The organism is Acinetobacter lwoffii, from assembly GCF_049367455.1.
Taxonomy (GTDB): Bacteria; Pseudomonadota; Gammaproteobacteria; order Pseudomonadales; family Moraxellaceae; genus Acinetobacter; species Acinetobacter lwoffii_W.
Genome location: NZ_JBMPXW010000001.1, coordinates 1,948,242 through 1,968,925, shown reverse-complemented (window position 1 = coordinate 1,968,925; position 20,684 = coordinate 1,948,242). Strand labels below are relative to the sequence as shown.

Annotated in this window: 19 protein-coding genes, 4 tRNA genes and 1 pseudogene; 11 read left to right on the top strand and 13 right to left on the bottom strand. The window is 43.2% G+C overall.

Annotation, left to right across the window (positions count from 1 at the left end):
• Positions 1 to 49 precede the first annotated feature (49 nt).
• Positions 50 to 625 (top strand): xanthine phosphoribosyltransferase, encoded by a 576-nt coding sequence (locus ACO1B7_RS09385; protein WP_004732222.1) that lies wholly within the window; start codon positions 50 to 52, stop codon positions 623 to 625.
• 311 nt (positions 626 to 936) lie between these two features.
• Here the strand turns inward: ACO1B7_RS09385 and ACO1B7_RS09380 are convergent, their stop codons facing one another.
• The 3 genes from ACO1B7_RS09380 to ACO1B7_RS09370 form a co-directional block, all read right to left on the bottom strand.
• Entirely contained in the window at positions 937 to 1,611 is a 675-nt protein-coding gene (locus tag ACO1B7_RS09380) for a hypothetical protein (RefSeq protein ID WP_005108627.1), read from the bottom strand.
• An 84-nt stretch (positions 1,612 to 1,695) separates the two neighbouring features.
• Positions 1,696 to 2,901, bottom strand: coding sequence for a CsgG/HfaB family protein (locus tag ACO1B7_RS09375; protein ID WP_423090102.1), 1,206 nt, complete (start codon positions 2,899 to 2,901; stop codon positions 1,696 to 1,698).
• Entirely contained in the window at positions 2,895 to 3,272 is a 378-nt protein-coding gene (locus tag ACO1B7_RS09370) for a hypothetical protein (protein ID WP_044113166.1), read from the bottom strand. Before ACO1B7_RS09370 ends, ACO1B7_RS09375 begins: the two co-directional genes overlap by 7 nt.
• An 846-nt stretch (positions 3,273 to 4,118) precedes the next feature.
• Here ACO1B7_RS09370 and ACO1B7_RS09365 point away from each other — a divergent pair.
• Entirely contained in the window at positions 4,119 to 4,562 is a 444-nt protein-coding gene (locus tag ACO1B7_RS09365; RefSeq protein ID WP_171065047.1) for a hypothetical protein, read from the top strand.
• A 47-nt stretch (positions 4,563 to 4,609) separates the two neighbouring features.
• On the opposite strand, the gene wrbA is transcribed toward ACO1B7_RS09365, so the two are convergent.
• The gene (gene wrbA, locus ACO1B7_RS09360) at positions 4,610 to 5,206 is read right to left on the bottom strand and encodes an NAD(P)H:quinone oxidoreductase (protein WP_311203873.1); all 597 of its coding nucleotides are present in this window, start codon (positions 5,204 to 5,206) and stop codon (positions 4,610 to 4,612) included.
• 113 nt (positions 5,207 to 5,319) lie between these two features.
• Between wrbA and ACO1B7_RS09355 the strand changes: the two genes are divergently transcribed.
• The gene (locus tag ACO1B7_RS09355) at positions 5,320 to 6,567 is read left to right on the top strand and encodes a YihY family inner membrane protein (protein WP_423090314.1); all 1,248 of its coding nucleotides are present in this window, start codon (positions 5,320 to 5,322) and stop codon (positions 6,565 to 6,567) included.
• 29 nt (positions 6,568 to 6,596) lie between these two features.
• Here ACO1B7_RS09355 and yddG read toward each other — a convergent pair whose 3' ends face one another.
• Together yddG and ACO1B7_RS09345 are read right to left on the bottom strand one after the other, a co-directional pair.
• Positions 6,597 to 7,484: an aromatic amino acid DMT transporter YddG gene (gene yddG / locus ACO1B7_RS09350; RefSeq protein ID WP_409666348.1), complete on the bottom strand. Its 888-nt coding sequence runs from the start codon at positions 7,482 to 7,484 to the stop codon at positions 6,597 to 6,599.
• Positions 7,481 to 8,419: a DMT family transporter gene (locus tag ACO1B7_RS09345; RefSeq protein WP_005108620.1), complete on the bottom strand. Its 939-nt coding sequence runs from the start codon at positions 8,417 to 8,419 to the stop codon at positions 7,481 to 7,483. The genes yddG and ACO1B7_RS09345 overlap by 4 nt, the downstream gene beginning before the upstream one ends.
• A 104-nt stretch (positions 8,420 to 8,523) precedes the next feature.
• On the opposite strand from ACO1B7_RS09345, the gene ACO1B7_RS09340 reads away from it, so the two are divergent.
• A complete protein-coding gene (locus ACO1B7_RS09340) occupies positions 8,524 to 9,345 on the top strand; it encodes an AraC family transcriptional regulator (RefSeq protein WP_423090101.1) in 822 nt (273 codons plus the stop codon).
• 52 nt (positions 9,346 to 9,397) lie between these two features.
• On the opposite strand, the gene ACO1B7_RS09335 is transcribed toward ACO1B7_RS09340, so the two are convergent.
• Together ACO1B7_RS09335 and ACO1B7_RS09330 are read right to left on the bottom strand one after the other, a co-directional pair.
• Positions 9,398 to 10,039: a fumarylacetoacetate hydrolase family protein gene (locus tag ACO1B7_RS09335; protein WP_423090100.1), complete on the bottom strand. Its 642-nt coding sequence runs from the start codon at positions 10,037 to 10,039 to the stop codon at positions 9,398 to 9,400.
• Between the two features lie 37 nt (positions 10,040 to 10,076).
• Positions 10,077 to 10,574 carry a YcxB family protein gene (locus ACO1B7_RS09330; protein WP_004281456.1) on the bottom strand — a complete coding sequence of 166 codons (498 nt, stop codon included), beginning with the start codon at positions 10,572 to 10,574 and terminating at the stop codon, positions 10,077 to 10,079.
• 158 nt (positions 10,575 to 10,732) lie between these two features.
• Here ACO1B7_RS09330 and ACO1B7_RS09325 point away from each other — a divergent pair, with 158 nt between their 5' ends.
• Positions 10,733 to 12,031 (top strand): SRPBCC family protein, encoded by a 1,299-nt coding sequence (locus tag ACO1B7_RS09325; RefSeq protein ID WP_374952433.1) that lies wholly within the window; start codon positions 10,733 to 10,735, stop codon positions 12,029 to 12,031.
• Positions 12,032 to 12,136: 105 nt separating this feature from the next.
• Here ACO1B7_RS09325 and ACO1B7_RS09320 read toward each other — a convergent pair.
• The 5 genes and pseudogenes from ACO1B7_RS09320 to ACO1B7_RS09300 form a co-directional block, all read right to left on the bottom strand.
• Positions 12,137 to 12,213: transfer RNA gene (locus ACO1B7_RS09320), tRNA-Arg, on the bottom strand.
• A 285-nt stretch (positions 12,214 to 12,498) separates the two neighbouring features.
• A pseudogene (locus tag ACO1B7_RS09315) lies at positions 12,499 to 13,103 on the bottom strand (dihydrofolate reductase family protein).
• 118 nt (positions 13,104 to 13,221) lie between these two features.
• Positions 13,222 to 13,298: transfer RNA gene (locus ACO1B7_RS09310), tRNA-Arg, on the bottom strand.
• 49 nt (positions 13,299 to 13,347) lie between these two features.
• Positions 13,348 to 13,424: transfer RNA gene (locus ACO1B7_RS09305), tRNA-Arg, on the bottom strand.
• A 16-nt stretch (positions 13,425 to 13,440) separates the two neighbouring features.
• A tRNA-Ser gene (locus ACO1B7_RS09300) sits at positions 13,441 to 13,530 on the bottom strand.
• A gap of 263 nt (positions 13,531 to 13,793) precedes the next feature.
• Between ACO1B7_RS09300 and rnr the strand changes: the two genes are divergently transcribed.
• The 6 genes from rnr to ACO1B7_RS09270 all read left to right on the top strand — a co-directional run bounded on the left by rnr (position 13,794) and on the right by ACO1B7_RS09270 (position 20,628).
• Entirely contained in the window at positions 13,794 to 16,241 is a 2,448-nt protein-coding gene (gene rnr, locus ACO1B7_RS09295) for a ribonuclease R (protein WP_016806776.1), read from the top strand.
• A gap of 84 nt (positions 16,242 to 16,325) precedes the next feature.
• A complete protein-coding gene (locus ACO1B7_RS09290; protein ID WP_004645074.1) occupies positions 16,326 to 16,880 on the top strand; it encodes a hypothetical protein in 555 nt (184 codons plus the stop codon).
• A gap of 69 nt (positions 16,881 to 16,949) precedes the next feature.
• Entirely contained in the window at positions 16,950 to 18,989 is a 2,040-nt protein-coding gene (locus tag ACO1B7_RS09285) for a M3 family metallopeptidase (protein ID WP_004645073.1), read from the top strand.
• A 40-nt stretch (positions 18,990 to 19,029) separates the two neighbouring features.
• Positions 19,030 to 19,239: a YheV family putative zinc ribbon protein gene (locus tag ACO1B7_RS09280; RefSeq protein WP_171054337.1), complete on the top strand. Its 210-nt coding sequence runs from the start codon at positions 19,030 to 19,032 to the stop codon at positions 19,237 to 19,239.
• Between the two features lie 17 nt (positions 19,240 to 19,256).
• On the top strand, positions 19,257 to 19,691 hold the full coding sequence (locus tag ACO1B7_RS09275) for a restriction endonuclease subunit S domain-containing protein (RefSeq protein WP_004645071.1): 435 nt from the start codon (positions 19,257 to 19,259) through the stop codon (positions 19,689 to 19,691).
• 55 nt (positions 19,692 to 19,746) lie between these two features.
• Positions 19,747 to 20,628 (top strand): DMT family transporter, encoded by an 882-nt coding sequence (locus tag ACO1B7_RS09270; RefSeq protein ID WP_004645070.1) that lies wholly within the window; start codon positions 19,747 to 19,749, stop codon positions 20,626 to 20,628.
• Positions 20,629 to 20,684 lie beyond the last annotated feature (56 nt).

The window sequence follows — 20,684 nt, the reverse complement described above, 5'->3', positions numbered from 1 at the left end:
TTACAATACGCTTTTGCTTGAAAAAGCACCTGCTCTTGAGGATTCTCCCGTGCATGCACTAGAACAGAAAATCTTGGCTGAAGGCATCGTCCTCTCTGAAGAAGTTTTGAAAGTAGACTCTTTCTTAAACCATCAGATTGATCCAGTCATGATGCAACTGATTGGTCAAGAATTTGCGCGTCTGTTTAAGGATGCTGGTATTACCAAAATTATTACGATTGAAGCATCAGGTATCGCACCTGCAGTAATGGCCGGCCTAGAGCTTGGCGTACCTGTGATCTTTGCACGTAAATACCAGTCTCTGACCCTGAAAGATGATTTATATCGCTCTAAAGTCTTTTCATTTACTAAACAAACTGAAAGCACAATCGCGATTTCAAATAAACACATCAGCTCAACCGATAAGGTTTTAGTGATCGATGATTTTCTGGCTAATGGTCAAGCGGCTTTAGGTCTTGCAGACCTGATCCACCAGGCAAATGCAGAAGTAGTCGGTATTGGCATTGTGATTGAAAAATCATTCCAGCCAGGTCGTGACCTGCTGCTTGAAAAAGGCTACCGTGTGGAATCACTGGCACGCGTAAAGTCTTTGACAAATGGCACAGTTGAATTTGTTCGCGACTAAGCTCGCCAATGAATTTTAAAAGAGCGCTGATGCGCTCTTTTTTTATTGTGTTTTTCTGATGATATAAATTTAAAATATCCAAAACTCGGCTATAGCTCAGCCTAAATTCTTATTTATTCTTCCAGATTTGATCCTAGATAAATGGCTTAATCTTAAGCTCCAGGCTATTCAATTTCTGAAATAAGGAGTGTCAAACAATAAGTAATTTTTTATCCGATGAATAAACAACAATTTATGTGGAGGTTATTATAAAATAAAGAGGCCTAACTATCTGCCAATAGTTAGACCTGTGTTTACCTCAAAAAAAGAGTTTATTTAACAGTCACAGTGATACTACCGCTATTCACAGCACCGATAGCGGTAGTTGTGATGCTGTTGTTAATCGCAGTTTGAGTTCCTTCTGAAATAGCACTTACAGAGGCATCAATAGTACCCGCATTATAAGCAATGTTCGCTACACTATAATTGCTTAAAGTTTCATTGATTTCCTCACTATAGTCAGTACTCAGTGTTGAACTCACAACCTCTGAGATATCTGAACTATTCCCAACCTCTGATAGCTCCTCTAGAGTTTCAGAATTATTAGTTGCACTCGTTACTGCACTGTAATCGTAGTTATCCGTTGCATCTGATATGTCTGATACCACCTTATTGTAGCTACCCTGCTCAATACTGATACTACCTGTATTCGCGGCACCAATCGCAGTAGTTTCAATTGTACCTTCAATTGAACTAATGGCGTCTGGTGCTTCTCTTGTAGCTTCTGCAATTGCTTCTAAATCGACACTTGCATCAACATCACCTGTATTCACTGCAAGATTCAAAGCAGAACCATTTTCAACCTGCTGAGAAATAGAATCCAGGGTAGCTTGTAAGCCTGTATCTACGGTGACATCAGTAGGTGTTTCACCATCTTGGGCGTATGCCATACCTGCGCTAGACAGAAAGGCGACGGATAAAGCGATTGTTTTGATCGTATTTTTCATCGTTGTTCTTCCTACTTTTGTTTTGAAGTACCTCTCGCTAAGTACTCCTTCTTATAATGGGAGCGAGCCCATTTTTAAATATTCTTAATCACGTTGGGTGCTAGACCAGTAATTTTCGACCACATCAGGATTAACCTCCCATAGCGTTGTGGTTTTTTCATCTTCTTGTTCTTTAGCAGCTTCTTCTTGAGTATCTTTTTCTTCATTCTTTTCATTTGAAGAAGGTTGACGCTGCTTCTTGCTGATATATTTAATCAAGTCCTGTTTACTCATTTCAGGCTCTGCTTCAGGGTTTTGAATCACCTCGGACTCTTTCTGTTTAGGCGGTTTTGTATCTTTACTCGGGGAGTTGGTTAACTTATTTTTTTCATTGGATGAGTCTGCCTGGCTTGAGACTGACTCCTGAACAACACTGCTTGAAGCTGTACTATTTTGTTGCTGGTTTTTCTTGTATTTATGCAGAGCGACAGAACTTCGGGTTAAGTTCAATTGACCAAACTCTGGCGGTATCTGCGCACGGCAACTTTCAAATACGGCGGGTGGGACAACCTGACTCAGCAATTCAAAAGTGGCCAGATTCAACATTTGCCGCAAGGCAAAGTTAGTTGCCTCTCGTTCTCCTTTTCCAATCTGAATATTTAAGAGTGTACGACCAGCGAATCTGCCTGCACTTAAGCCATAATCCTGTGCAGCAATTTGCTTCTGCAATGAAACATTGCCCACGACTTTACTGCTGCGGGTATCAGTCAAAGATAAATCCAGACCGACCATAATCCGGGTTTGACTATAATTCGGACCGACACCAGCGATCTGCATGTCAAAACCACCACCCGGAATAAAATCCAGACTGTTAATACTACCTGTCACATAATAATCAGAAGCCTGGATTTGTCTTGGATCACGAATGCCCCACTTGGCTTCGCTTTCGATAATCCGGGGATCACGCCGGTTCATTAAGCTTACCCCCGCTTGAAACAAGGCAGATTGCACCATATCTCCCGCACCTTGGGTCACCATTTTTCCGCTACCACCATTGGTAACTACATCCTTACCGGTTTGATCCAGAATTGCCCCCACGGAGAAACTCACATCACTACGTAATTGTCCTTTTAGGCAGGATAAAGCCATATCAAAAGGGGTAAAAATATCGGTAATTGGGGGGCCTTGTACCAGGCTAACTGGCTTCTTGTTTGAAGGTGCTAAACCTGTGCAGCCTGTTAAAAAAGAACTGAAAAGGACGGTGACACTTACGAAAGATATATGTCTTCTGGTCGAGGAGAAATTCAGCATTGTGATTCTCCTGGTCTGTTACTTAAATTAAGACAGCGCTGAGGATTTTGGTTGGTATTTGAATTGACTGGTGCTTCATTCAGCAATTCACTCGTAATATCGATATTGTTGTCTGCGCCCTCTACATTGATATTGTTGGTCGGGGTATTTACCGTCCCGATGGAGGTGGTCGAGGTACTATGAACGGTGGTTTTACCTAATCCGGAATAATAGTCTGACTCCTTGAGTTCGATCAGATTGGCTTGAACTAAATTCTCATTGGAACGGGCACTGGATGATTTCCAACGCTGAGTCCACTCATCAGAGGTGGCATAAGCGTTACTCAGAAAACACAAACATAATAAACCCAGATTGATAACTAATATTCTCATAATCTTAATATCCTCTGATTTAAGATATTTATTTAATTTTTCATTTAAGTAAGATTAAATTTATCTGGAAAATATTAAATCACATAAAATTATAAAATGTAAAACTTATCCCTATTCACATATTTTTCTATTTTATTTAAAAATATAAATTATTGTTTTTATTAAACTAATATACATTTGTTTATTATTTGTGATTTGTAAGAAATCATTATATAAAATTTTTTTGAATATAAAATTCATATAAAAAACTTGATTAAGATAATATATTTTTTATATTGGTAATAATCAAAAAATTATCTAATAAAGATTAGAATTATTATATTTTTTATATTTTAAAAGTCGTAAATTTTTATTTTATTAGAACTTCTATTTAATAAGGATAAATATCAAGATTTATTTAAAATATAATTAATCAATTACAATGAAGGTGACTTATAAGGAAACGCCAATATTCAGGTGTATTTTGGCTGAAAAATTTAAATAGCCCCGATAAGAACTCGTTTGCATATTTTTCGACTTCCCTTCCTTTTTCATTTCGAATCCAGAAATGGCCTACCTAAGATCGCAATATTTAGACTAATAAGAAAAGAACATTTCTGATGATCTTGAGATTTGCCATTTTCTTAAGACTGTTTGAGAATTGCTTTAATCAACCGAGAAAGCATATATTTACAGCTGAAATACAATGTTTTAGCGTGAACTCAACTAGAATCAAGTGAGTATGCAATGTTTCTGATTTGCGAATTCAAAACTTATCTAGTGTGTTGTTGTATGTTATGAATAAGTGCTGATCAGGGCAAAAATCCTATTTCCGATAAACCTAAAACAAGTACATCTCAATCCTTGATGGAACAATCTATGCAATGTCCTAAATGTGGCTCAGCTGATATCGAACAGCGCGATCATGAACAGAATTTAAAGAAAATTGGTGGCATTCTCATGAGTTCAGCGGGTGCAACTGCAGGGACTGTGGGTGGCGCTGCTTCAGGTGCATCGATTGGTGCTGCGATTGGTACGGTAGCCGGACCTTTAGGTGTAATTGTCGGTGGAACCGTAGGTACTTTTGTCGGTGCAATCAGTGTCGGAATTACCGGCGGTGTGGTCGGTAATTTTCTAGGGAAAAAAGCCGGAGTTTCTGTTGACCGCAATCTGTTTCAGGATTATCAATGTCTGAAATGCAAATACAGATTTAGTCAAAAAGATCAAAAAGATCAAAAAGATCAAAAAGATCAAAAAGATCAAAAAGATCAAAAAGATCAAAAAGATCAAAAAGATCAAAAAGAAGCCTAATAAAATTCAGGAAATGAAGTTCATGCTTCATTTCCTGTGAGTGTTTTTCAGACTCGATTGAGTTTCAGTACCACTTCACCTAAACGCTTTCCCTGTACTTCACACAGAATTTTTTCATCCTGGCTCAAGCCCTGATCATGCCGTGGGCCGCTAACATGACTAGCACCATAAGGTGTACCACCAGTTTTGGTATTTGAGAGTGCAGATGTTGCGTTACTAAGCCCCATGATCATCATGCCATGATGAAATAACGGCGGCAGCATGGTGAGTAAAGTACTTTCCTGTCCGCCATGCATGGAACCTGATGCCGTAAACACGCAAGCCGGTTTACCGTGTAGCGCTCCATTCAGCCACAGACTCGTGGTCTGATCCCAAAAATATTTCATTTCAGAGGACATATTGCCAAAACGGGTCGGTGAACCGAGCGCCAGGCCGGCACACTGCGCCAGATCATCCAGAGTACAGTAAATATCCCCTTCTGCCGGAATACTCGGTTCAGCAACTTTTACCATACTGGAAATATTTGGAACTGTCCTGATTTTTACTGCCACGCCTGCCGCTTCAATTCCATTGGCAATCAGATGCGCCATTTCTTTGGTTGAGCCATATTTGCTGTAATATAAAACAAGGACATAAGGTTGCATCATGGTTCTTATTCATTACTTAAAAAAATAAAACTATACGATACTTTGCAAGTTTTTTGGTTAAGCTGATGATGAAAATTCATGATGATTAAAAAAATTGAGATTGGATGCAGATGATTGTTAAGTATTTAAAGAAATTACCTTTCTATGAAAAACACTGGTTTCAATTTGTTTTATTTGTACTTCGACGCTTTGAAGCAGACCGCTGTCGCGAACAGGCAGGTTCCCTAACCTACACTACCTTGTTTGCGGTGGTGCCGATGCTGACGGTTTTTCTGGTAATTATCTCTTCCATTAAAGCGCTGGAACCTGCGCGGCAGCAATTACAGCAGCTCATCTATAGTAATTTTTTGCCCAAAACCACCATTGCCTTTGATAAAGCCTTGAATGCCTTTACCGATAAATCCAGCAATCTCACCATCATTGGTATTCTGTTCTTGTTTGTGACGACAGTATTGATGCTCAGCAGTATCGAAACGGTGTTTAACCGCATTTGGCGTGTGACTGAAACGCGAGGCGGGATTATGGGCTTTATGCGTTACTGGACCATCATTTCGCTAGGGCCGATTTTACTGGGCAGTGCGTTTGTGATTTCTTCGACCGTGGCATCCATGAGCATTCTCAGCAATAACTTTGCCGGTTATGAGCTGGACGGCGCCTTTGTCCTCTGGGCGATTTCCTTTTCTTTGACTGTACTCGGATTTTTCATTCTGAACTGGACCATCCCGAATCGCAGTGTACCGCTTAAATCTGCCTTTATTGCCGGTCTGTTTAGTGCCGTGGTGTTTGAGCTGCTGAAAAACCTGTTTGGCTATATCATGTCAAACTTCACCAGTTACGAAATCGTCTATGGTGCCTTCGCCGCCGTGCCGATTTTCCTGCTCTGGATTTATCTGTCGTGGATTATTGTGTTATTGGGGGTTGAAATTAGTTATGCCCTGACGGCGTTTGAATCTGGACAGGACAATAAACGCCACCCCATTGTCATGCTGCTGGATCTGTTAGAATTATTTTATAAAAAGCAGAAAACTGGTGAAAGCATCAGTGAAGCTCAAGCGCTTGAAGTGCTGGGCCGAGATGAAATTGGCCGCTGGCCGAGCTATGTCGCCATGCTTGAAAAGCAGAATCTGATCAAACGCACCGATGAGAATGAATATGTGCTGGTTCGTGATCTGGATCAGGTCAGCTTCTGGAATTTTTATCTGCAATTACCCTATCCACTGCCACGCAAAAACCATCTCACCAATGCCCAGACTGATGACATCTGGATGCAAAATTTCTCACCTAGATTACAGGAAACCGATCAATATCTGGAAGAAAAACTCAATTTTCCATTGTCCGAACTGTTCCGACATAAATAAAAAAATCCTCTCGCTTGAGAGGATTTTTTTTAACTGATAGCGGTAGATTTCCAGCAGACTATAGCGCCTGCAGTCACCAAACCCGTCCCGATCCAGAAACTGAGTTCGGGTCTGACATCCAGAATCAGCATTGACATGACCGAAGAAAGAATCGGCATAAAATAGGTGGCTAAAATCAGCACCTTGATATTGCCGAACTGCATACTCTGATTCCAGTTACTATAGGCGATGCCAATCAGACTACCCACCACTGCAATTCCCAGCCATAGCTTGAATGTGGGCATGATAAAAGGTTCGTTTAATCCTAAATGTAAGAACCATAAGCTAATTACAGCGACCAAAAAGAAAATCGGTACACCATTTTGTCCGCGGCCATAGGTCCTAGTTAGAACACAGTAGCAAGGCCATAACAAAGCGCCGAGAAAGGCAAAGCCATAGGCCCAAGGATTTTCAGCTAAAGCCTGCATGAACTTCGGCAGATTAGTGATTTCTGGATTGACCACCAGCATCAGTCCCATTACGGCGAGCAGAAAGCCGGGAATCACCCAGAGGCGGGCCTGCAACTGCCGGGCAAAAATCGAAAAAACAATCATCAAGGGTGGCCACAGATAATTGATCATGGCAATCAGCATCACCTGTTCACGATTATCCGACCATGCCACAGCAACCAGAAATAGAATCTCATAAGCCACAAATAAAGCGCCACAACCGAGCAGATAACGCTTGGACATTTGCGTGATTTTTGGAAAGCCGGTGAACGCAAAAATCGCCAGACTGCTAAAACTATAAATTAAAGCAATCCCCTGCACTGCACTTGTAGATTCAGTAATCAGTTTCACTACGGCGACCAGACTGGCCCAGATCAGAATGGAAGACAGACCAATCCAGGTCGCTAAATTTACAGACCAGATTTTCATGCTTGCTCTTGAATGCTTTTATTGATATTCGGTTTTTTCAGCCATCCCTGCAAACTCACTAGAATCACACCCAGCATGACCATACAGGTGCCGATAATAAAATTGATTTCGATATGTTCATCCAGAATCAGTACGCCGAACAGCATGCCGAATACAGGGGTCAAAAAGGAAAATACGCCCAGACGCGATGCCAGATAATGCTTCAGCATCCAGAACCAGATCAGATAACTGGCAAAGGAAATCAGCACGGTATGAAAAACCAGACTGGAAATAGACAACACCGTCCATTGAATGGCTGCTTGTCCAGTCAGAACAGCCAGAGGCAATAACAGCATTCCACCTATCAATAATTGATAGAACAAAGTCTGGGTTGCAGGTGCTTCAGCCAGCCGGCTCAGACGTACACTGACTGTGGTGGCTGCCCAGAATACGCCGCCAAGCAAAGCCAGAAAATCTCCCCACAAGGCATCAGTTTGTAAAGTTGATTCTGTCTGTGGACGTAACAGAAAGCTGACTACAATTCCGCTAAAGGCAAGAAATATTCCGCCCCATTGCACAGAAGACAAACGCTCTGCCGGCAATTTCCAGTGTAAACCCAAAGCCACAAAAATCGGCGCGGTATAAAGTAAAACAATCGTATGCGAGGCTGAGGTATAACGCAGTGCCTCACCAATCAGATAGAATTCGGTTGCAAACAACACACCGACTAGTAATCCTGCAGGTAAATAGCGTGCATTCCAGAGTTGACGGCGCACGCTCTGCTGAATCAGGGGATAAACCATCAGCGCAGACAAGGCTGAACGCAAGGCAATTTGCATCAGGGCTGAAATATCATTCGCGGCCCACTTCAGTACCACCTGTTGTAAACCCCACAACATACACAATACAAACATGATGGCAGATGCTTTGGCATCTAATGCCTGACGCTGGCTCACATACGGTCCTGTTGCTCATTTGGAAGGTACACTATAAAAGTGTCAGAAATAAAAGATATACTTCAAAACAGACAAATGATGGTGTTATTCAGGCAATTTCGGTGATGCATAAAAAAATTCAAGCAGATTCAGCTTCGCTCAAGCAACTTCCGACTCATGATCTGATTCAAGCACCTTTGTGGATCAGCTTCAGGGAGGATCCCGCGCAATCTGTTTATCCGCTGCATGGCCATGCCTGGGGAGAATTTGTCTATGCTTTTCATGGCGTGATGGAAGTGAATATTAATCATATAAATTATGTGACACCTTCACCTCACGGCATCTGGCTTCCACCGAATTTAGAGCATCGTGGTCTGAACCGTACTGCGGTTTCTCATGGCACCCTGTATGTGCATGAATCACTATGCAGCCAACTCCCTACTCAACTGGGTATCTTGCTCAGTGCGCCTCTGGTCACTGCTTTATTTACCCACCTGAAACAACTGCATCAGCAAGACCATCCAGCACTCGAGAATTCAATTGAATATCAGCGTCTGCTACAGGTGCTGCTCGATCAGCTCCAGCAAGCCCAACTGGTCAGCAGTTATTTACCGCATTCAGAACATGCATTGCTGAAACAGATTTTAGATTATTTATATCAGCATCCGGCAGATCAAAGCTCGCTGCAGCAACTGGCAGAACGCGTTAATTTAACCGAGCGGACGCTAGCGCGATATAGCCAGAAAGAACTGGGAATGTCACTGCATGAATGGCGACAACGCCTGAAAGTGATGCAGGCCATGTCTTTATTAAATGCAGCACATAGTGTCGAGAGCATTGCCTTTGATCTGGGCTATGCTAATGCCTCGGCATTTATCAGCATGTTTAAACGTTGGATGGGAAGCACCCCAGATCAGTTTCGCAAGCGTTATACTGTTAATGATTAAAATTATGCATATGAAAAAGGAGCCCATTGGCTCCTTTGATTCAAAATCTTGGTTATTTCACAAAAGTCGTCCAGACATAATCCTGAGACTGCCCTTTGAGGATCATTTTCAGTTGATCGCCTGAATGTAAGGCCGCAACGCCTGCCGGTGTACCGGTCATCACCACATCACCTTCTTCCAAAGTAAAGACCTGACTGATGTCAGCCAGCAAGGTCGCAATATCAAATATCAATAAAGCAGTATCGCCTTTTTGACGTAGTTCATCATTGACTTCAAGTGTGTAATGCACATCTTTCCAGTCAGTGACTACATCGGCGACAGGTACCCAATCCGACAACAGACAAGAGCCATCAAAGGCTTTGGCACGTTCCCAAGGCTGGCCTTTTTTCTTGAGATCATCCTGTAAATCACGCAAAGTTAAGTCCAGACCTAAAGTCACCGCACCCACAGCTTCAAGTGCTTTCACAGGATCGCTTTCTTTGCTTAAAGTCCGGTCAATACGCAAGCTGAGTTCACATTCATAATGACAGTTGCCCCATTCCGGATTCCATTCAATGCCTGCTTCAAGCGAACTTAAGGCACTCGGTGGCTTGATAAACAATACCGGACGATCAGGGATCGCATTGCCGAGTTCTTTGGCATGATCGGCATAACTGCGACCCACACAAACGATTTTGGATGGACGTGTGCTCATGATCAAAACTTCCCTTTTCCTTTTATAGATATCTGAATTATTTTTTAAATGTATGCTCGAACATACTCTGTTCAGTGCCGTCCTTAAAAGCACGCTTCGGTACGATCACGACGGTACGGTTTTTCAATTCCAGCATATAAGTCAGTTTACCGACAGCAAAATTCTGAACTTCGCTATATGGCACCAGCTTGCTACGATCATTGGTAAAAATTTCCGCATAGTCCTGATACAAATCAATACCCTGTTCGCTTTTACCAAACTGATATTTAACAAACTGGCGTTTAAACATCATCGGCAGGAACCAGTAACGCATGATGCCTTGCAGGATCAGGAAGAATGCACCCAAAGCCACGTAATAACGTCCAACGCCATCAAAGCCCATCGAGAAACCCCAGATGATGATCCCGATACTGACCAAAGGGGTCAGAAAACGTGAAATCTGCTTCTTGCCAAACGTCGCCAAGGCAAAACCATCCTGAGATTCTTCTAAAGTCAGAAAATAACGGGTCGATAAAGTCGGTGCTGACTCAGTCATAGCATCACATCAAAAATAAAATCTTGCCCAATACTATACCAAAATATCCATAGCGCTTATGACCTGTCGCATCAATTACATAACTTTGCTTTGGAAATACGTGCATTTGGTTTTAAATAAACAGCAATTAAAACAAAAAATACGCAACAGGATGTTGAATGAAAGGATTAAAGCAATGCATGCTCATCGGTGTTTGTTTGGCAGTTTCTGTCCCAGCACTGGCCAAAATCATTGCCTGGAATGCCGAACTGCCGAGCAGTCTGAGTGGTTATCAAGGCAATGCCCAGCAACTGGCAGAATTAACCGGCGAGCGGATTCTGATTTATGCTCATCCCTCAACCAAAACCCAACTTCCCACCTTAAACAGTAATGCAGCCAGCAAGACGCAGTTTTATAGTGCGGCTGTGGTATTGCCTGTGGCTGAAGCTCAAGTTGAAAAATTGCTGCGCCATTATCCGAATTATGTGGGTCTATTTCCAACTTTAAAGTCGGCCAAAGTGCTGGAGCAGCAGGGTTCGATTCAGCAGGTTAAATATCAGGTTCATATCCCGACCCCGATTCCGGTGTTAAACTTTAAAGAAACTGTAGTGATGCAGCATCATCTGGGTGAAAACAGCATCACTACTTTAATTATCGATGCGCCAATTCCCTATGGTGCAGGAAAACTGGAATGGTTTGTACTGCGTCCGCATAAAACGCTGGTGACTGTCACCCAATGGGGCGACCTGAACCAGCCCAAAGGCTTTTTATTCAGTAAAATCCTGAATGCGCTGCCTGAAGCCAAACTCGGCATTCCGCCGAGCACTAATGCATTTCTGCTGGAAGCACTACAACAACGCTTTAAAACCGAGCATACAGCAGCACTAGCAACTCCAATTCCGCAACTGAGATTCAACCCTCAACAGCTACAAAAAATTGCCCAGATCAGCCAGAAGTCTGGTCAACCGGTCAGTTTCATTTTGCCGAGCTATCAGGTCAAAGAAGGAAAAGTCTCAGAAAATTTAAGATTTAGTAGCACCTATCAATATTTTGCGCATCCGGTCGAAAAATTGCGGCCGTGGTTAGCAGCTGAAGCAACCCAGCAGCTTTTCCCCCGGCAGATCAAGAAGGTCGAACTTAATCCGGTCAATACCCAGAATATAGATGCCAACTATAAGGTGTCGGTCGGTTTAGGGGTGATTCAGATCCCGTTTAATTTCAAGATGCGTTTTTACCAGCCTGATGCCCTGCAAAACCAGTTTAATGCCAATGGTGGCGACTTGAAGTTTGTGAAAGGTGGCATGCGCTTATTACCGCAGTCACAAGGTACCTTATTTCAAATTACCAGCAGCATGAAGATTCACGATCAGGCGCCATTCTTATTAAGAGCCATGCGCAGCATGCCCTATCACGATGTTTTACCTGCGGTAGGTGGCAATACCGTTTATGCACTGAAAGTGCAGCAGAAATTAAGATGAGCAGGAAGCAGAGAGTTATTGGTTTTTTATATGAAAAATAGTTAAAAATCACAGACGTAAAAAAACCGCATCAACGTGCGGTTTTTTCAGAATTCTTATCAAGATTGGTGCGCTCAGAGAGATTCGAACTCCCGACCCCTTAGTTCGTAGCCAAGTGCTCTATCCAGCTGAGCTATGAGCGCGACGTCTTGATGGGGTGCATTATACGAGCTTTTTCAGTCTTGTTAAGTGTTTTTTAATAAAATCACAATTGAATGTACAGTAATTAAACGATGTATCAAAGTTTATAGTTTTTTGCTGAAAACTTTTGCGGATTTAGAGCTAAGAGCACTTAATCAATTTAACCAAGAAGCCGGATTTTCCAAAAAATTCCAGTATCACGCAATGGTCAACCTTAAGTATTCTCAACCAGGTATCCAGCCAGAATAGAATTCAAATATAAAACGGCATCACCCTGGTAGACTTTATCATTCTCCTATTGTTCCAGTCTTTACTTTTCCTACCCTTTGATAATGCGTAAATACAATACCATTTGAGCTGGCCAAATGATCTATCAATTGAAAAGCGGCAGGTATTGACTCATGGCTAAACAGGCGTTTGCCAACACCCAGAATGATTGGAAAAGTCAGCAGACGAAGTTCGTCCACAAGTTCATATTTGAAAAGCGCCTGTACCACTGTAGCACTGCCATAAACTCGAATATCCCCCTCTCCTGATGCTTTAGGCTTGATTATCTCATCAATGCTTTTCAGAAAAAGGGTATTTTGCCAGTCGGAATCCTCCAGACTGGTAGAAAGAACATATTTATTGACGTCATTAATTCCCGGCCAGTCTTCAGTATGTGTGGGCCAGTAAGTTCAAAAATCTGAAAAGTGTTTTTCCCCAAAAGAATATCGGAGGGCTGCATCCATTTTTGCATGATGGCATCAAATGCCGGATCAGGTTCCGCGTTAAAATACGGCGCCACCCAGCCACCATATTGAAAACCACCAGATATATCTTCTTTCGGGCCGCTGGGCGCCTGCATCACGCCATCTAGGGTCAAAAATTCCTGGACAATGATTTTTCTCATCACGACTGCCTTTATTTTTATTCACTCGCCTGAGACTTATTTTTAGCACGTGCTGTCTGGTGTTTCTGTAAATTTTAGGCACAAAAAAACCGCAACATGTGCGGTTAATTGTTCAAGTTGGTGCGCTCAGAGAGATTCGAACTCCCGACCCCTTAGTTCGTAGCCAAGTGCTCTATCCAGCTGAGCTATGAGCGCGTAACTTGTGTGCCTAGGTTGGCAATACGTTTTTTCTGCTTAACTTACTTGGTGCGCTCAGAGAGATTCGAACTCCCGACCCCTTAGTTCGTAGCCAAGTGCTCTATCCAGCTGAGCTATGAGCGCGCGACGTAAGTAAGCGTGGCGGTGAGAGAGGGATTCGAACCCTCGATACAGTTACCCGTATGCGTCCTTAGCAGGGACGTGGTTTCAGCCACTCACCCATCTCACCGTAACGTGCGGCCATAATACAAATTTCGGCATGGCACTGCAAGCGCAGCATCAAAAAAAAGTGCATATTTTTGCTCGTTTAAATACTTTTTAAGCAATTCCTCGATTTTTCGTGCATTTTGATAGTAAAAAAACTGCATAAATTTCCAGTTATCGAAAATTAACAGAAAATTGAAAACTTAAATGGATTATTGCAATCATTTACGTGCAGTCTGCGCACACATGTTTTATGCTAAACCTATCTCCTAAGATAAATTTAAAGACATGATGAAAAACTGGGTCGATCCTGAAGCAAAAGCTGAAGCCGAACGTTATGACAACCCTATCCCTAGCCGCACGCTCATTTTAGAAACCATCGAAAAGAACAATGCCCAGTCCCATGCAGACCTGGTCGAACATTTTGAAATTGCAGATCAAAAAAGTATTGATGCCCTGAGCCATCGTTTAATTGCGATGGTGCGTGACGGGCAACTGATGAAAGACGGCTACAAGTTTCAGATTGCCGTCGAGCAACCTGAATCCGAAGCGACGGTTTATATCAATTCCCGGGGGATGGGAACTGCCAACATTTCCGGCCAGGACGACCTATTACTGGCTGAGCGTGAACTGCGCCTGGTCTTTAATGGTGACCGCGTTAAAGTGCGTCAGACTTCGGTAGACCGTAAAGGTAAGGCCTGGGGCTATATTACTGAAGTTGTGCAGCATCGTGTCAAACAGATCATTGGTAAAGTGTCAGAGTATGATGGTGAATACTTTATCCAGCCAGCCAACCCGAATGCACATCAGCCAATTACCCTTGAAAAAGAACTGATTGAACATGCCCAAGTCAATCTGGGTGACTCGATTCGTGTGGCGATTGATACCTATCCGACCCGTGAAGAATTCGCGACTGGGCATATTGTGCAGTCCATGGCAGACAAGGCCGATACTGAAATCATCATTCCACAAACCATTTTAGAATATGGTTTGCCTTATGAATTCCCGGAAGAAGTTGTTAAAGAAGCCGAGAGCTTTAAAGAACCAACGGCCAAAGACCATGAGGGTCGTGTGGATCTGCGTGATTTAGCCTTAGTTACTATTGACGGTGAAGATGCACGTGACTTTGATGATGCCGTTTATGCCGAAAAACGTCCCGGCGGTGGTTATCGTGTAGTCGTAGCCATTGCCGATGTCAGCCATTATGTGCGTCCAGGCAAACCGCTGGATGATGAAGCGCAGGAACGCGGGACGTCAGTCTACTTCCCGCACTTTGTTTTACCGATGCTGCCTGAAGCATTGTCGAATGGCCTGTGTTCGTTAAATCCGAATGTTGACCGCCTATGTATGGTCTGTGATTTAAAACTGTCACGTGCTGGCCGTGTTACCGGTTTTGAGTTCTATCCATCTGTTATGCATTCCAAGGCACGTTTGACCTATGATCAGGTCGCACAGTATCTGGAAGGTGACAGTCAAGCCATTACCGAAGACCGTGAAGTTCGCAAGTCGATCAACACCCTGTTCCAGCTTTATCAAGTTCTTAAAAGTTTACGTGCTGAACGCCATGCCATGGAATTTGAAACCGTCGAAACTTACATGACCTTCGACGAACTGGGCGGAATTAAAGAAATTTTGCCGCGTAGCCGTAATGATGCGCATAAGCTGATTGAAGAATGTATGTTGCTGGCCAACGTGGCAGCCGCAGAATATGCATTGAAAAATGAAATGCCAATGTTGTACCGTGTGCATGAGCCACCAGAGTTCTCACGTATCCAGAAAGTCCGTGACTTCGTCAAGCTGCTGGGTTTGAATTTCCCGGAACAGCCGACTCAGAAAGATTATCAGGCGGTGATTGAAGCGACCAAAGAACGGATTGATGCACCAAGTATTCATGCCGTGTTATTACGCTCCATGATGCAGGCTTACTATGGTGCGAGTAATGCAGGCCATTATGGTCTGGCTTATGAAGCCTATACACATTTCACTTCACCAATTCGCCGTTATCCGGATTTGTTATTGCATCGTGCAATCAAAGCACATTTAAATAACAAGCCATCTCCGCTTTCAGGCGGTGCTTTAGATGAAGCTGGTGACCATTTCTCTGCCACAGAACGTCGTGCAGATGAAGCGTCGCGCTCGGTGACGACCTGGTTGAAATGTCATTATATGCAGCAGCATCTGGGCGAAGAATTTGTCGGCATTATTAGTGCAACGGCAGAATTTGGCCTGTTTGTCACGTTAAAAGATCTGTATGTCGATGGTATGGTGCATGTCAGCCAGCTAGGTGATGACTTCTTTGTCTTTGATCAAAGCAGCCAGAATCTGATCGGCCAGAACCGTGGTCAGGTCTTTGGTCTGGGTGATGAAGTCAAAATCAAGGTTGCCGGTGTCAATCTGGAAGAACGTAAGATCGATTTTGAACTGGTGCAACAACTCAGTCATGCCGGCCGTGCAGTTCGTGCCCGTGCACCGCGCGTGAGTGAGAAAAAACCAGTATCACGTCCAGCAGCGACAGAAGAAGTGTTTGGCAATAATGAACGTGAATCTAAATCCAACTTGAGCGCCGATGGAGAACAACCCATACGACGCAAAAAAGGAAAAGGAAAACCCAGCTCTTACAGTAAAAAGTCTGCTAAACCATCTGCAGGAAAGTCTGAAGCAAAGGTTAAAGATAAAGTAAAGAAAAAGGCCAAGGTCAAAAAGAAAAAGTCGAATGCAAAAGCCAAGACTGAATAATTTTTGATGGTTTAAAAAGAGCGCTATGGCGCTCTTTTTTATTCATAATCAAAATACTAACTAGAAATAAAAAGGAATTATAAATTGGAAGTTATTAATATTCTAACATTAATCATTTCTCTTATGGCTCTGCTCGTAACCTACGCAGTATTTAAATCCGATCAGCAACCACAAATTATTATTTTTGCTACGCCTCATTATGGGAAAGAATCCGTAATCCAACTTCATGTTAAAAATATTGGAAAATCCATCGCTCATAATGTAAAAATATCTAGTGATCGACCGATCCCTCGCGCGGCATTTGGAATTGAAAAATTAAATTCTGAAAAACAAGATTTTGAAACTGGTATTTTTAAAAATGGAGTCAAAGTATTCCCACCCAATCAGAGCTATATATACGATTGGGGGCAATATGGGGGCTTAAAAGATTCATTAGATAATTCCCCTATAACATTCACTATTACATATTTGTATAAACACCCTTTGAATCTTTGGAAAACAAAAATCACTGACATCTCTACAATTGATATAAATGAATTAGAATCACTTCCAGCATCCAATGGAGGATTATTAGAACAATTAAAAAATATCAATAAATCATTAACAACCTTAAATCAAAAGATCGAGAAAAAACTGTAGATAGCTTGATTTCCTAGCTCATAACCCCTACATCTAGATTTAACATAGGAAATAAATCGGCAGACCGACATGACTTTAGAAAAGGCAACTTTGCCTGTTCCACAATTTGATCAGATTACGCTGGCTGAGCTAAAACAAAAAATTGAAAGCTGTATCTCTGAAGGGCAAAAGTTCCTGAATGACCTCACCGAAACGCCTACTACAGTACAGGAGCAGCTGACTACTCTGGAACATGTCGACACGCTTGAAAACAATATGAGTGAGTCTTGGGGCATCTTGTCACATTTAAATGCCGTGATGAACAATGCCGAAACCCGTGATGTCTACCAAGCACTTTTACCGGGTCTTAGCGAATATTATACGCAACTGGGTCAACATACGGCGCTGTATCAGACCTATCAGCATATTTATGATGCGTCGATTTATAGTGAACTGCCGGCAGCGCAGCAAAGCGCTATTAAACTGGCCTTACGTGACTTTAAATTATCTGGGGTGGCGTTAGAGGGTGAAGCGAAAAAACGTTATGCGGAAATTTCGGCACGTCTGTCCCAATTATCTTCCGACTTCTCCAACCATGTGCTAGATGCGACTCAGGCCTATTTCAGACCGCTGAATGAAGATGAGTTAGCGGGTCTATCTTCAAATAATATTGAGCTGTTAAAACAATATGGTCAGCAACGTGAGCTGGATCAACCGGTGGCTACGCTGGATTTCCCGTCTTATCTGGCGATCATGACCCATTCAGAAAATCGCCCTCTGCGTGAAGAACTCTATAAAGCTTATACCACGCGTGCGTCAGATCAGGCTGAACAGAGCGAGTTTGACAATACTGCACTGATCGAAGAAATTCTCAGTTTGCGTCTGGAAATGGCAAAACTGCTTGGCTTTAATAATTATGCGGAATTGTCCTTAGCCAGCAAAATGGCACCAAGTGTAGAGGCCGTAGACGAATTCTTGCGTGATCTGGCAGAGCATGCCCGCGCGCCAGCAGAGAAAGAAATTGCAGAACTGAAAGCGATTGCTGCTGAAGATGGCATCCGTGACCTGCAACCGTGGGACAGTGGCTATTATTCTGAAAAGCTGAAAATGCAGCAATTTAACCTGTCACAGGAAGCGCTTAAACCTTACTTCCCTGCACCGAAAATCCTGCAAGGCCTGTTCAGTATTGTTAATCGTCTGTATGGCATTCAGGTGATTGAACGTGAAGCGCCTGTATGGCATCCGGATGCACGTTATTTTGAATTAGAAGATCAGGGTCAGGTGATTGGCGGTTTCTATTTTGATCTATATGCACGTCAGGGCAAACGTGGCGGTGCATGGATGAGCGGTTTCCGTTCCCGTATGCAGACCAGTGATGGCTTGCAAAAACCGATTTGTTATATGGTCGGTAACTTTACTCCACCCGTCGGCAATCGCCCTGCACTCTTGACCCATGATGAAGTCATCACCTTGTTCCATGAATTTGGTCATGGCCTGCATCATATGCTGACAGAAGTGGACAATATTGCGGTAGCAGGTACCCATGGCGTGGCTTGGGATGCGGTCGAACTGCCAAGCCAGTTTATGGAATTCTGGGCCTGGGATCAGGAAAGTCTGGATCTGCTCAGCGAGCACATTGAAACTCAAGAATCCTTGCCGGCAGAGTTGCTGAAAGCCCTGCTCGATGCACGTTTCTTCCAGTCTGGCATGCAAACCCTGCGTCAGCTTGAATTTGCCCTGTTTGACCTGAGTATTCACCGAGCCAATCCGGCTTTAAATGCAACACAGGTTCAGGCTACTCTGAATGAGATCCGTGAAAAGTATGCGGTCCTACCGACCACCGACTATAACCGTTTCCAGCACAGCTTCAGTCACATTTTTGCCGGTGGTTATGCAGCAGGATATTATTCCTATAAATGGGCCGAAGTTTTGGCCAGTGATGCCTTCGACCGCTTTGAAGATGAAGGTATTTTTAATACCACTACCGGAAAGCAGTTTCGGGAAAATATCCTCGCAGTTGGCGGAAAAGACACAGCACTTGACGCATTTATCAATTTCCGCGGACGCGAGCCAAAAATAGATGCGTTGCTGCGTCATCAAGGTTGGACGAACCCCTCTAAAAACGCTTAAACTAGCTTTTTAAGTTGATCACAAGGTGAGTATGATGACCATTAAACGTCGTTTCATTGCAGGCGCAAAATGTCCAAAATGTCAGGCGTTAGATCGCGTCGTCATGCTGACCTCTGGTGAAGATGAATGGATCGAATGTATTGAATGTGGTTATGAAGAAAATCGTCCCACACATGTTGATCAACCAGAAACACCAGCTGTTCCAGATGAAGTTGGCGTGATTCAGTTTAAACCTCGTTCAGTAAAATAAAAATCAAGGTTCAAGCTATGTCAGTAGAACAAAGAAATAACCCCAAACTTTTAATGGGGATTATGGGGGCTTTAGTTACTGTCGTTGCATTGGTATTGCTATATCAGTGGTTGAATGCCTCTTCCGGTGAAGCGGAACGCATACATCAGGAAGATATCGCGGCTGTTCCGGCAGCAAAACCTGCGGCGAAAACTGAAGAAGATACGGCGGCAGCGAAAGCACCTGAGACGATCGAAGCTAAAGCACTGGTATCAAATCAGCTGTTAGATGCACCAGTGCCGGAGAATGCCAGTTTGGTCAAAGAAGAAGTGGCTAAATTAGATGACATCCAAGTTCAGCTCAATGAACAAAAAGCCACACTGGATGCGCAGCATAGCGATGCCGACCAGTTGGTCCAACTGAAAGAGGAACAGATCAAGTTACTTGAAGCACAACTTGCTCAAAGCCAGTAAATCTCGACAGCATTTCAGCTAGAATATCGTCAGATCTTCTAGCTCAGTTGTTTCCATGTCTGCCCCAGCCGCTCCGCATCTGCTTAAAGCCATTCTGTTACTGACCTGCTCTGCTTTTCTCTTTTCAGTCATGGGCGTCTGTATCCGTTATGCCTCAACAACAATTGATAATGCTACCGTGGTCTTCTTTCGCAATTTTGTTGGGCTGTTTATTTTCCTGCCTTTCATTTTCAATAAAGGCATTGGTTTTTTCAAAACTGAAAAACTATGGATGCACACTTGGCGCGCAGTGGTCGGCCTGACTGCCATGTACGGCTTTTTCTATGCCATTGCTCATTTAAAACTCTCCAATGCCATGGTCTTCACCTACTCTTCCCCGATTTTTATTCCTTTGATTGCCTGGCTATTTCTCAAGGAAAAAATCACCACAAGCATGTTAGCCGCAGCTCTGATTGGTTTCATCGGCGTACTCTGTGTTGCCAAACCGGATTCGGGTTTAATTAACCTGATGTCGGTCATTGGTTTGGGTGCAAGTTTTCTGGCGGCGATGGCGTTTGTCACGGTTCGAGCGCTGACCAAAACCGAGTCTCCGGAAAAAATCGTATTTTATTTCTGCTTTATTGGCACCCTGATTTCAGTAATTCCGATGTTCTGGCTATGGCGACCTTATACTCTGACAGAACTCAGCTATCTGATTACTGCTGGCATCCTGGCCAATTTCAGCCAACTGTTCATGTCAAATGCCTACAAGCTGGCTCCGGCAGGACAAATTGGACCGGTCAACTATGTGGCGATTTTCTTTGCCGGCATGTGGGGCTTTCTGTTCTGGCATGAGGTTCCAGACCTTTATAGCCTGATTGGGCTGGGGCTGATTTTCTGTGCGATTCTACTGTGTAGCCCGATTCTACAAAAGCGCCTGAATTCATCCAAGATTTGATCAAGATTCGAAATCAAAGCAATAAAAAAGCACCCGTAGGTGCTTTTTTATTGCTT

Bases quoted from the DNA above. Each gene is read 5' to 3' on its own strand.
- ACO1B7_RS09380 (WP_005108627.1), bottom strand. From the start codon at position 1,611: ATGAAAAATACGATCAAAACAATCGCTTTATCCGTCGCCTTTCTGTCT.
- ACO1B7_RS09375 (WP_423090102.1), bottom strand. From the start codon at position 2,901: ATGCTGAATTTCTCCTCGACCAGAAGACATATATCTTTCGTAAGTGTC.
- ACO1B7_RS09370 (WP_044113166.1), bottom strand. From the start codon at position 3,272: ATGAGAATATTAGTTATCAATCTGGGTTTATTATGTTTGTGTTTTCTG.
- ACO1B7_RS09365 (WP_171065047.1), top strand. From the start codon at position 4,119: ATGGAACAATCTATGCAATGTCCTAAATGTGGCTCAGCTGATATCGAA.
- wrbA (WP_311203873.1), bottom strand. From the start codon at position 5,206: ATGCAACCTTATGTCCTTGTTTTATATTACAGCAAATATGGCTCAACC.
- ACO1B7_RS09355 (WP_423090314.1), top strand. From the start codon at position 5,320: ATGATTGTTAAGTATTTAAAGAAATTACCTTTCTATGAAAAACACTGG.
- yddG (WP_409666348.1), bottom strand. From the start codon at position 7,484: ATGAAAATCTGGTCTGTAAATTTAGCGACCTGGATTGGTCTGTCTTCC.
- ACO1B7_RS09340 (WP_423090101.1), top strand. From the start codon at position 8,524: ATGCATAAAAAAATTCAAGCAGATTCAGCTTCGCTCAAGCAACTTCCG.
- ACO1B7_RS09335 (WP_423090100.1), bottom strand. From the start codon at position 10,039: ATGAGCACACGTCCATCCAAAATCGTTTGTGTGGGTCGCAGTTATGCC.
- ACO1B7_RS09330 (WP_004281456.1), bottom strand. From the start codon at position 10,574: ATGACTGAGTCAGCACCGACTTTATCGACCCGTTATTTTCTGACTTTA.
- ACO1B7_RS09325 (WP_374952433.1), top strand. From the start codon at position 10,733: ATGAAAGGATTAAAGCAATGCATGCTCATCGGTGTTTGTTTGGCAGTT.
- rnr (WP_016806776.1), top strand. From the start codon at position 13,794: ATGATGAAAAACTGGGTCGATCCTGAAGCAAAAGCTGAAGCCGAACGT.
- ACO1B7_RS09285 (WP_004645073.1), top strand. From the start codon at position 16,950: ATGACTTTAGAAAAGGCAACTTTGCCTGTTCCACAATTTGATCAGATT.
- ACO1B7_RS09275 (WP_004645071.1), top strand. From the start codon at position 19,257: ATGTCAGTAGAACAAAGAAATAACCCCAAACTTTTAATGGGGATTATG.
- ACO1B7_RS09270 (WP_004645070.1), top strand. From the start codon at position 19,747: ATGTCTGCCCCAGCCGCTCCGCATCTGCTTAAAGCCATTCTGTTACTG.